Here is a 10,925-nt window from a genome sequence, read left to right as displayed (position 1 = left end):
CATAGCGCAAGCTAGTAAGAACCCTGAAAGATGATCAGGTTGATAGGTCAGAGGTGGAAGCGTGGTAACATGTGGAGCTGACTGATACTAATCGTTCGAGGACTTAACCATTTTTAAGGCAATCTCGGGTTTACAAACTTCTTCTGCATTATCTAGTTTTGAGGGAATGATACCTCAATTAAATAGTCTGGCAATTATGGCGAGAAGGTCACACCCGTTCCCATACCGAACACGGAAGTTAAGCTTCTCAGCGCCGATGGTAGTTGGGACACGCGTCCCTGTGAGAGTAGGACGTTGCCAGGCACACTAAAGACAACCCGAGAGGGTTGTTTTTTTTTGTTGTTGTAACTGTTCGGATATTAGGTGATGAGTGAGTTAATAATGGTGAAAATGAGGAAGTAAGTGATGAGGTAGTCACTATTTAGTTTCACTGTGCCCGTGAACGAAGAAAAAAGCACAGAACGGTCCCTCTGAATGGTTCACAGTGCCCGAGGACGCAGAAAAAAGTACAGGACGGTCCCTCTGAATGGTTCACAGTGCCCGTGAACGAAGAAAAAAGCACAGAACGGTCCCTCTGAATGGTTCACAGTGCCCGAGGACGCAGAAAAAAGCACAGAGCGGTCCCTCTGAATGGTTCACAGTGACCGTGGACGCGGAAAAAAGTACAGGCCGGTCACTCTAAAGTGTTTACAGTGCCCGTGGACTCTGAAAAAGAACAGAACGGCCTCTCTCTAAAAGGTCCACAGTGCTCGTGCATCAAGAACACCAATAAGACCGGTCACAATCAGTTACATAAGCCAATGTAAAAGTAAAATTTCGACAGAGGATGCCGCTTATCCATTGTCCATAAGAGAGCTTCAACAGCCAACTACATTTAAGAACAACTCAATTGGATCGGTTGATAAAAAATTGCCAGCAGCGTCCCTGATCTAGTTGTTCTTTTTTTATTCTATAAAATATTTTCCCATCAATCGTTTTTACAAGCAAACATTGCAAAGACTAATCATGATTGAGGTGATTTGATGAATTGGATGGAATTTTTGCATCACTATAAGCTGGTAAGCATTATAATAGCTGCTATTATTGCAAGGGTCATTGTCTTTATTATTAATAAAACGGTTCATAATTTTTTTATAAAGACCAATTTCATTGAAGAGCGGAAAGAGCAAACGATTGAAAGTATGATCCGCTCGTTAACCAAATATACAGCAACGATTAGTTTCATCTTTTTTGCCATATCTCAATATGTAAGCAATTTTGGCAGAATACTGGCTGGGGCCGGGGTAGTCGGTGTAATCGTTGGGTTTGGAGCCCAAAGCATCATTAAAGATATTCTCTCGGGAGTTTTCTTGATTTATGAAAAACAACTGCATAAAGGTGATTTTATCACCATCAATAATACCTTTAATGGAACCGTAGTGGACATAGGATTAAGGTTCTTAAAGATACGAGAATGGAGTGGTAAGGTATTAACCATTAGCAATGGAGAAGTAAAACAGATTCATAACTTCAATATTGAGCAAATGCGGGTGATTGAAAGAGTAGTGGTGAGCTACCGGGAAAATCCTGAAAGGGTGTTTGATGTTCTCGAGATGGCAGTCGATAAAATCAATGAACAGCATGAAGACTGTTTAAAATTAGACCCAACAAACTGCCCGGTAGAACCGTTCAAAGTATATGGGATGACCACAATCAATTCCGGATACAGGGGGATAGAATATACGATTACGGGCCTTGTCGATGATGCCTATTACTGGGATGCCGCAAAAGAAGCAAGGCGGATTATCGCCCAAACCTTGTTTGATTATGATATAAAACTAGCAGAGGACACAATGTTGCTAAAACAGGTTGACAATGTTTTTTTAAAAGAGGGAAAATAATGATGGAAAGTGAGGTACTTATTGTCAATGGGAAAGAAGAAAATGCAATTTGAGGTACAGGAAAATGAAAGTATTGAGGACTGCTTGAATAGAATGAAAAAGTTGGGCTATACGCCTGTACGCCGCACGGAAAAGCCGATTTTTCAAGAAATAAAAAAAGGAAAAGAAACCATTTATGAACCAGCTGCGCGCCAAATTATCTTTGAAGGCACACTAATTGAGTAAAACACGAACATTAAAGTTTTATTTGAAAATATTGTTCGATTAATTGGGTTGACACCTAAATGAGTTGATTGTAAGATATAGAAGTGATTTAAACAATTTATCTTTACCCTCGTATATCCATGGGAATATGGCCCATAAGTTTCTACCCAATAACCGTAAATTATTGGACTATGAGGGAAAGTCAATAAGTCTGGCACAATAAGGGGATGCCCCTTAATTTATGATGTCATTATCATCATAATGCTCGGACAAATGGCTTTCTCTTACCAGAGATGCTATTTGTCCGGGCATTTTTAATTTAGCCGATTAACCTTAAGGATTAGAACATATCTCAAAACTAGTAGTTCGTGAAGGGGAGAAGAGAAATGAATCTGGTTGGTGTCATTATGGGGAGCACGTCGGATTGGGAAACAATGAGACATGCGTGTGATATACTAGATCAGTTTGAAGTTCCATATGAAAAAAAGGTTGTTTCAGCACACCGCACACCTGATTTGATGTTTAGCTATGCTGAGGAAGCAAGGGGAAAAGGGATTAAAGTTATTATTGCCGGAGCCGGCGGGGCAGCTCATTTGCCGGGCATGGTGGCGGCGAAAACAACTTTGCCTGTCATCGGGGTTCCTGCTCCATCTAAAGCCTTAAACGGTTTAGACTCCTTGCTATCAATCGTACAAATGCCAGGAGGGGTACCGGTGGCCACAGTGGCAATAGGAAAAGCAGGTGCCGTGAATGCCGGATTACTGGCTGTTCAAATTTTAGCAACGCAAGACCTTGAACTTGCCGAAAAATTAGAAACTAAACGAGAAGCTACCAAACAAGATGTGATAGAAAGCAGTGATCAACTTGTCTGAAAAAACAATTTTACCTGGAGCAACGATTGGAATCATCGGCGGCGGTCAATTGGGGAGAATGATGACATTAGCAGCAAAGGCGATGGGTTTTCGGATTGCGGTGTTAGAACCAGAAGCGAATTCACCATGTGGACAGATAGCCGATGTTGAGGTGATTGGGGCTTATAGTGATCGAGAGGCCATCAGCCAATTAGCGGAACTCAGTGATGTCATCACCTATGAATTTGAAAACATTGATGCAGACACGTTAAACTGGCTTTGTGAACAGGCGAATGTGCCACAAGGCCCTAAACTATTAACAATCACACAGGACCGAATCAAAGAGAAACGGGCCATTCAACAGGCAGGGTTAGAGACAGCTGCATATGAGGATATTTACAGCACAGAGGACTTATTTTTAAAAATAGAAACAATCGGCTATCCAGCGGTTTTAAAAACAGCCAGAGGCGGTTATGATGGGAAAGGCCAGTTAGTGATCAAAGACAAACAAGATCTTTTCCAAGGAGAGACGCTTCTCAACCACGGAGCCTGTGTGTTAGAAAAATGGATCCCGTTTGAAAAAGAAATTTCCGTTATTGTAACCCGGAAACAGAACGGTGAAACAGCGATTTTTCCTGTAGCGGAAAACGAACATGAAGAAAATATGCTACATAAAACGATTGTTCCGGGGCGAATTTCAGAGATTACCAAAGAGACAGCGATTCAGATGGCAAAACAGTTAGCTGACTCCCTTAGTTTAGTAGGTACGCTTGCTGTGGAGATGTTTGTTACGAATAACGGAACCATTTACATCAATGAATTAGCACCACGGCCTCATAATTCAGGACATTATTCAATTGAAGCCTGTGAGACCTCACAATTTGAACAACATATCCGCGCAATCTGTAATTGGCCGCTTGGAAGTACGGAGTTGTTAAAACCAGCTGTTATGGTCAATCTATTAGGAGAACATCTTGAAAACTTAAATGAAAGCATTCCAAAGGTAAAAGACTGGAAAATTCATTTATATGGAAAAAAAGTTCCGAAAATAAAACGGAAAATGGGTCATGTGACTATTTTAAGAAATAGTGTCGAGGATGCACTAAAAGAGGCTGAAATGAGCAACATATGGAAAACAGCAAAAGAAAAGATCGGGGGATAAAAGATGTTAGATCGTTATACAAGACCAGAAATGGGAGCTATTTGGACAGAGGAAAACCGCTTTAACGCATGGCTTGAGGTAGAAATACTAGCCTGTGAAGCATGGGCAGAACTAGGTGACATCCCAAAGGAAGATGTGCAGAAGCTTCGTGAAAATGCCTCTTTCAATATCGACCGCATTAAAGAGATTGAAGAAGAAACAAGACATGATGTGGTTGCTTTTACCCGCGCTGTATCTGAGACATTAGGGGAAGAGAAGAAATGGGTTCATTACGGATTAACGTCAACGGATGTTGTCGATACGGCCCTATCTTATATCTTAAAGCAGGCCAACGCTATTATCCAAAAGGACTTGGAAAACTTTATTGAGATTTTAAGAAACAAGGCACAAGAACATAAATTCACAGTAATGATGGGACGCACGCACGGGGTCCATGCTGAGCCGACAACATTTGGCTTAAAGCTTGCCTTATGGTATGAAGAAATGAAACGGAACCTGGAGCGATTTAAGCAGGCAGCAGAAGGGATTGAGTTTGGGAAAATCTCTGGTGCAGTCGGTACTTACGCCAATATTAATCCGTTTGTAGAACAATACGTTTGTGAAAAATTAGGACTGCAACGGGCACCAATTTCGACGCAGACCTTACAGCGTGACCGTCATGCTCACTACATGTCAACAATCGCCTTGATTGCCACTTCGATTGAGAAATTCGCCGTTGAGGTTCGTGGGCTGCAAAAGAGTGAAACGCGTGAAGTGGAAGAGTTTTTTGCAAAAGGACAGAAGGGATCCTCAGCGATGCCGCATAAACGGAATCCAATCGGTTCCGAGAATATGACGGGGATTGCTCGTGTGATCCGCGGGTATATGCTGACTGCGTATGAAAATGTACCACTTTGGCATGAGCGTGATATTTCCCATTCATCAGCGGAACGGATCATCTTACCTGATGCAACAATCGGTTTGAATTATATGCTGAATCGTTTCGGGAATATTGTGAAGAACTTGACTGTTTATCCGGAGAATATGAAGCGTAACATGGAGCGGACACTGGGCTTAATTTACTCCCAGCGCGTATTGCTCGCGTTAATTGATAAAGGTTTATCTCGTGAAGAAGCGTATGATACCGTGCAGCCAAAGGCAATGGACGCATGGGAAAAGCAAGTTCCCTTCCGCAGCTTGATTGAAGCTGAGGAAAAGGTTACTTCGCTGCTATCGGAAGCAGAAATTGCAGATTGCTTTAATTATAACTATCATCTGCAACATGTAGATACGATTTTTGATCGCTTAGGGTTGAATGAGTAAGGGTCGATTGATGACCGAAGACGTGAAAAAAGCAGGGTAAAGGTAACCAATCGAGACTATTGACGACCGACCGAGCGAAAAAAGCAGGTTTAAGGTAACCAATCGGGTCGATTGACGACCGACCACAAGAAAAAACGGGTTAAGGTAGCCAATAAAGGTTATTGGCTGCCAAACCCATGAAAACTGGATTAATTCTCTGGAAAAATAGTTCACCAATTTTAGGGTAATCTGACAACTACTTATCCTGAAGATTCCCAATATTGAAAATTAGGAGGCACTTCCACGATGACAGAACTTCTTTATGAAGGAAAAGCGAAACGGATTTACGCAACAGATGACGAGCAAATTGTTTTAGTTGAGTACAAAGATTCGGCAACGGCGTATAACGGACAAAAAAAGGCTGATATCACCGGCAAAGGCCGCCTCAATAACGAGATTACTAGTTTGTTATTTTCAAAGTTGAAAGAACGAGGAATTGAGTCCCACTTCATTAAGCGGATTTCAGAAACGGAGCAATTGGTGAAGAGAGTATCCATCATTCCCCTCGAAGTGGTTGTTCGAAATGTGGCAGCTGGCAGCTTTTCAAAAAGGTTGGGAATCGAGGAAGGGCGCGAGTTATCAGGGCCAATCGTTGAGTTTTACTTAAAAAATGATGAACTCGGTGATCCGCTGTTAACGATCGATCATGCTCTTGAATTAAAACTAGCATCACAAGAGGAAATCGCGCAATTAAAAGAAAAGGCCTTAGAGATTAATACCGTGTTAGCTGAGTTCTTTGCAAACCTAGGGATCCGCCTGATTGATTTCAAACTTGAATTTGGCAAAGACGCAGAAGGAACGGTTTTACTTGCCGATGAGATTTCCCCAGACACTTGCAGACTGTGGGATCAACAAACAAATGAAAAGCTCGATAAGGACGTATTCCGCCGTGATTTAGGAAGTTTAACAGATGCCTATGAAAATATTTTAGCGAGATTGGGAGGACATCAGCATGTATAAAGTAAAGGTATTTGTCACATTAAGAGAAAGTGTTTTAGACCCTCAGGGAAAAGCGGTAACGAACTCTTTACACTCTTTAAACTATAAGGAAGTGGCCGATGTCCGCATCGGTAAATATATGGAATTAACCATTGAAAAATCTGATCGTGATATTAATGAAGTAATCAATGAAATTTGTACCAACCTTTTAGCGAATCCGGTTATTGAAGATTACCGTTACGAAGTAGAGGAGTGTGTTACTCTGTGAAATTTGCGGTTATCGTCTTTCCTGGATCAAATTGTGACGTTGATATGTTCCATGCCATTCAAGATGAATTGGGTGAACAAGTGGAATATGTTTGGCATGATGCTGAAAGCCTAGAAGAATTTGATGGAGTTCTGCTTCCAGGCGGATTTTCATTTGGCGATTATTTACGCACCGGAGCTATCGCTAGATTTAGTAATGTTATGAAGGAAGTTATCAAAGCTGCAGAAGCAGGAAAGCCGGTCCTTGGAGTATGTAACGGATTCCAAATTCTGCTTGAAGCAGGGTTACTTCCTGGAGCGATGAGACGAAATGAAAGCCTATCGTTTATTTGCAAGCCTGTCGAATTAAAGGTGGAAAACAACCAAACAATGTTTACCTCCGCATATGAACCTAACCAAACGATTGTCATCCCTGTCGCACACGGGGAAGGAAACTACTATTGTGACGAGGAAACACTCGCGAAACTGAAAGAGAATAATCAAATCATCTTTACTTATAACCAGAATCCGAACGGAAGTCTCGCTGATATTGCCGGCATTACCAATGAAAAAGGAAATGTTCTTGGTATGATGCCACACCCAGAAAGAGCTGTCGATGAATTGCTCGGCGGCGCAGATGGACTAAAATTGTTTCAATCGATTGTAAAAGCTTGGAGGGAAGCACATGTTGTCAACGCTTGAACCAAATCCTAATCAGATCAAAGCAGAAAAAATCTATCAGCAAATGGGTTTGTCCGACGAAGAATTTGCAATGGTTGAAAATATTCTTGGCCGTACACCGAATTATACCGAAACAGGCCTATTCTCTGTTATGTGGTCGGAACATTGCAGCTACAAAAATTCTAAGCCGATTCTTAGAAAGTTCCCAATTACAGGCGAACGAGTTCTGCAAGGACCTGGTGAAGGTGCCGGTATCGTTGACATTGGTGATGAACAGGCAGTTGTTTTTAAAATAGAAAGTCATAATCACCCATCAGCTATTGAACCTTATCAAGGAGCTGCAACTGGGGTGGGCGGAATCATCCGCGATGTGTTCTCGATGGGAGCAAGACCAATCGCGATGTTAAACTCACTTCGGTTCGGTGAACTTGATTCAGCCCGCGTCCGTTACTTATTCAAAGAGGTTGTAGCGGGAATTGCTGGATATGGAAACTGTATTGGAATTCCAACGGTCGGCGGCGAAATCCAATTTGATCCATGTTATGAAGGAAATCCTCTTGTTAATGCCATGTGTGTGGGCTTAATTGATCATAAAGACATTAAAAAAGGGCAAGCACATGGGGAAGGCAATACGGTTATGTACGTTGGTGCGAAAACCGGCCGTGACGGAATCCATGGTGCAACATTCGCTTCTGAGGAACTGACCGAACAATCGAGTGAAGACCGTCCAGCGGTTCAAGTTGGTGATCCATTCATGGAGAAGCTGTTGTTAGAAGCTTGCTTAGAACTAATTCATTGTGATGCACTTGTCGGAATTCAAGATATGGGTGCAGCGGGACTTATTAGTTCATCAGCAGAAATGGCCAGTAAAGCTGGAATGGGCATTGAGATGAATTTAGACTTGGTGCCACAGCGTGAAACAGGAATGACCGCTTATGAAATGATGTTGTCAGAATCTCAAGAGCGGATGTTGATTGTTGTTAAAAAGGGAAGAGAACAAGAAATCGTTGATCTTTTTGAAAAATATGGCCTAGAAGCCGTAGGTATTGGAACGGTTACTAGCGATAAACAGATGCGCCTATTCCATAAAGGAGAAATCGTGGCGGATGTTCCGGCAGATGCACTAGCGGAAGAAGCACCGGTTTACCATAAGCCATCAAAAGAACCAAGCTATTTTGCTGAATTTCAAGCAATGGAAAACCAAGTTCCTCTGGTTGACGATTTGAAAGAAACGTTAGTAAGCCTTTTAAGCCAGTCAACGGTAGCTAGCAAGGAATGGGTTTATGAGCAGTATGACTATATGGTGCGTACGAACACGGTCGTTTCCCCAGGTTCTGATGCAGCGGTTGTAAGAATCCGCGGCACACGAAAAGCACTGGCGATGACAACAGATTGTAATTCCCGTTATGTCTATTTAGATCCAGAAACAGGCGGAAAAATTGCTGTAGCAGAAGCAGCCCGCAATATTGTCTGTTCTGGTGCGGAACCACTAGCGATTACTGATAACCTAAATTTCGGAAACCCGGAAAAACCAGAAGTGTTCTGGCAGATTGAAAAAGCAGCAGATGGTATGAGCGAAGCCTGCCGTGTCCTGGAAACACCAGTTATTGGTGGGAACGTCTCTTTATATAACGAAACAAGCGGTACAGCCATTTATCCAACCCCAGTCGTCGGTATGGTGGGCTTAGTAACAGATATTGACCATATCACTACGCAACACTTTAAAAATAGCGGCGATCTCATCTATTTAGTGGGGGATACGAAGGATGAATTCGGCGGTAGTGAGTTGCAAAAACTTCTAAACGGCAGGGTTTTTGGAAAAGCCCCTGAATTAAATGTAACGATTGAAAAAGAAAGACAAAACCAGGTTCTTGCGGCGATTCGTGCAGGAGTGGTGGAGTCAGCGCATGATTTATCAGAAGGCGGATTAGCCGTGGCATTAGCTGAATGTCTTTTCACGAATGAACAGCTTGGTGCAGAAGTAAACATCGCTGGAAATCCAGTGTCGGCTTTATTCAGTGAAACACAATCTCGTTTTCTTTTAACCGTAAAAGCAGAACATAAGCATGAGTTTGAAAGTTTAGTAGAAGCAGTACAAATTGGTACGGTGAATAATACAGCAACACTAGAAATTACCAATGGTGAGTCAATTGTACTTGAAGCTTCCATTGAAGAATTAAAAGCGGCCTGGAAAGGGGCGATCCCATGCTACCTGAAATCAAGGGATTAAATGAAGAGTGCGGCATCTTTGGTGTCTGGGGACACCAGGATGCAGCTCAGCTGACCTATTACGGACTTCACAGCCTGCAGCATCGTGGGCAGGAAGGGACCGGTATCGTGGTCTCTGATGGCAAAAAGCTTAAAGGGGTAAAGGGTGAAGGATTAGTTGCTGAGATTTTTACATCTGAAGCCATGAAGGAATTAACAGGTACATCTGCCATTGGTCACGTTCGCTATGCAACGGCAGGAGGCGGCGGTTACGAAAACGTCCAACCGCTCTTGTTCCATTCCCAAATGGGTAGCCTTGCACTAGCCCATAATGGTAATTTAGTTAACGTTAATTCATTAAAACATCAGTTGGAAGCCCAAGGGAGCATTTTTCAAACCAGCTCTGATACCGAAGTTTTAGCTCACCTAATGAAAAGAAGTGGCTACTCTGATTCTAAAGACCGTGCCAAAAACGCGCTCTCGATGTTAAAAGGGGCTTATGCCTACCTTATCATGACAGAAACCGAATTAATGGTGGCACTTGATCCGCACGGCTTAAGACCTCTTTCACTGGGTTCTTTGGGTGATGCCTATGTTGTTGCATCGGAAACCTGTGCCTTTGATGTCGTGGGAGCGGAATATATTCGTGATATTCGGCCAGGAGAACTTTTAATTATCAATGACCAGGGAATAGTATCTGAACAATTCGCTGTTAGTTCAACAAAAGCAATTTGTACGATGGAATATATTTATTTTTCAAGACCTGATAGCAATATTCAAGGGATCAACGTCCATACCGCCCGCAAAAATATGGGCAAAAGATTGGCAATGGAAGCTCCTATTGATGCAGATGTTGTAACAGGGGTTCCTGATTCCAGTATTTCAGCAGCAATCGGCTATGCGGAAGCAGCAGGTATTCCTTACGAAATGGGATTAATTAAAAACCGTTATGTCGGAAGAACCTTCATTCAGCCATCCCAAACGTTACGGGAGCAAGGGGTTAAGATGAAACTCTCGGCTGTTCGTGGAGTCGTGGAAGGGAAACGGGTCATCATGGTCGACGACTCAATTGTACGCGGTACGACTAGCAGAAGAATTGTGAATCTTTTAAAAGAAGCTGGAGCGACCGAAGTGCATGTAGTCATCAGCTCCCCGCCTATTAAGAATCCATGTTTTTATGGAATTGATACATCAACAAAAGAGGAATTAATTGCCTCTGATAAAAGTGTTGAGGAAATTAGAGAACTTATTGGAGCCGATTCATTAACCTTTATCAGTGTAGAGGGCATGATGAATGCCTTAGGTCAAGAAGGAACGAATGGATATTGCCTAGGCTGTTTCACCGGAAATTACCCAACAGAAATTTATCCTGATACACTCCAATATTATTATCAGAAGTAGGAAGGAGCGAGC

The 10,925-nt window shown here is 42.4% G+C and carries 10 protein-coding genes, 2 rRNA genes and 1 riboswitch; all 12 genes read left to right on the top strand.

The window, feature by feature from the left end:
• Positions 1-111 (top strand): 23S ribosomal RNA (locus KW850_RS13460); the annotation flags it as partial.
• A gap of 75 nt (positions 112-186) precedes the next feature.
• A 5S ribosomal RNA gene (gene rrf / locus KW850_RS13455) occupies positions 187-303 on the top strand.
• Between the two features lie 719 nt (positions 304-1,022).
• Positions 1,023-1,880 carry a mechanosensitive ion channel family protein gene (locus KW850_RS13450; protein ID WP_218348076.1) on the top strand — a complete coding sequence of 286 codons (858 nt, stop codon included), beginning with the start codon at positions 1,023-1,025 and terminating at the stop codon, positions 1,878-1,880.
• Between the two features lie 27 nt (positions 1,881-1,907).
• Positions 1,908-2,105, top strand: coding sequence for an NETI motif-containing protein (locus KW850_RS13445; RefSeq protein ID WP_218348075.1), 198 nt, complete (start codon positions 1,908-1,910; stop codon positions 2,103-2,105).
• Between the two features lie 89 nt (positions 2,106-2,194).
• A riboswitch (purine riboswitch) is annotated at positions 2,195-2,296 on the top strand.
• Between the two features lie 174 nt (positions 2,297-2,470).
• Positions 2,471-2,956, top strand: coding sequence for a 5-(carboxyamino)imidazole ribonucleotide mutase (purE, locus tag KW850_RS13440; protein WP_218348074.1), 486 nt, complete (start codon positions 2,471-2,473; stop codon positions 2,954-2,956).
• On the top strand, positions 2,949-4,097 hold the full coding sequence (gene purK, locus KW850_RS13435; protein ID WP_218348073.1) for a 5-(carboxyamino)imidazole ribonucleotide synthase: 1,149 nt from the start codon (positions 2,949-2,951) through the stop codon (positions 4,095-4,097). Before purE ends, purK begins: the two co-directional genes overlap by 8 nt.
• Before the next feature lie 3 nt (positions 4,098-4,100).
• On the top strand, positions 4,101-5,399 hold the full coding sequence (gene purB, locus KW850_RS13430; RefSeq protein WP_218348072.1) for an adenylosuccinate lyase: 1,299 nt from the start codon (positions 4,101-4,103) through the stop codon (positions 5,397-5,399).
• 285 nt (positions 5,400-5,684) lie between these two features.
• A complete protein-coding gene (gene purC / locus KW850_RS13425) occupies positions 5,685-6,398 on the top strand; it encodes a phosphoribosylaminoimidazolesuccinocarboxamide synthase (RefSeq protein WP_218348071.1) in 714 nt (237 codons plus the stop codon).
• Positions 6,391-6,645, top strand: coding sequence for a phosphoribosylformylglycinamidine synthase subunit PurS (gene purS, locus KW850_RS13420; protein WP_026564723.1), 255 nt, complete (start codon positions 6,391-6,393; stop codon positions 6,643-6,645). The genes purC and purS overlap by 8 nt, the downstream gene beginning before the upstream one ends.
• A complete protein-coding gene (gene purQ / locus KW850_RS13415) occupies positions 6,642-7,325 on the top strand; it encodes a phosphoribosylformylglycinamidine synthase subunit PurQ (protein WP_218348070.1) in 684 nt (227 codons plus the stop codon). The genes purS and purQ overlap by 4 nt, the downstream gene beginning before the upstream one ends.
• On the top strand, positions 7,309-9,534 hold the full coding sequence (gene purL / locus KW850_RS13410) for a phosphoribosylformylglycinamidine synthase subunit PurL (RefSeq protein WP_218348069.1): 2,226 nt from the start codon (positions 7,309-7,311) through the stop codon (positions 9,532-9,534). Before purQ ends, purL begins: the two co-directional genes overlap by 17 nt.
• Complete coding sequence (purF, locus tag KW850_RS13405) at positions 9,510-10,913, top strand: amidophosphoribosyltransferase (RefSeq protein WP_218348068.1); 1,404 nt, start codon at positions 9,510-9,512, stop codon at positions 10,911-10,913. The genes purL and purF overlap by 25 nt, the downstream gene beginning before the upstream one ends.
• Positions 10,914-10,925: the final 12 nt, after the last annotated feature.

The organism is Bacillus sp. sid0103, from assembly GCF_019219025.1.
The sequence above is the reverse complement of the archived record's forward strand: the minus strand, read 5'-3'. Positions and strand labels throughout refer to the sequence as shown.

Excerpts from the sequence above, each read along its gene's own strand:
- KW850_RS13450 (WP_218348076.1), top strand. The coding sequence starts at position 1,023 with ATGAATTGGATGGAATTTTTGCATCACTATAAGCTGGTAAGCATTATA.
- KW850_RS13445 (WP_218348075.1), top strand. The coding sequence starts at position 1,908 with ATGGGAAAGAAGAAAATGCAATTTGAGGTACAGGAAAATGAAAGTATT.
- purE (WP_218348074.1), top strand. The coding sequence starts at position 2,471 with ATGAATCTGGTTGGTGTCATTATGGGGAGCACGTCGGATTGGGAAACA.
- purB (WP_218348072.1), top strand. The coding sequence starts at position 4,101 with ATGTTAGATCGTTATACAAGACCAGAAATGGGAGCTATTTGGACAGAG.
- purC (WP_218348071.1), top strand. The coding sequence starts at position 5,685 with ATGACAGAACTTCTTTATGAAGGAAAAGCGAAACGGATTTACGCAACA.
- purS (WP_026564723.1), top strand. The coding sequence starts at position 6,391 with ATGTATAAAGTAAAGGTATTTGTCACATTAAGAGAAAGTGTTTTAGAC.
- purL (WP_218348069.1), top strand. The coding sequence starts at position 7,309 with ATGTTGTCAACGCTTGAACCAAATCCTAATCAGATCAAAGCAGAAAAA.
- purF (WP_218348068.1), top strand. The coding sequence starts at position 9,510 with ATGCTACCTGAAATCAAGGGATTAAATGAAGAGTGCGGCATCTTTGGT.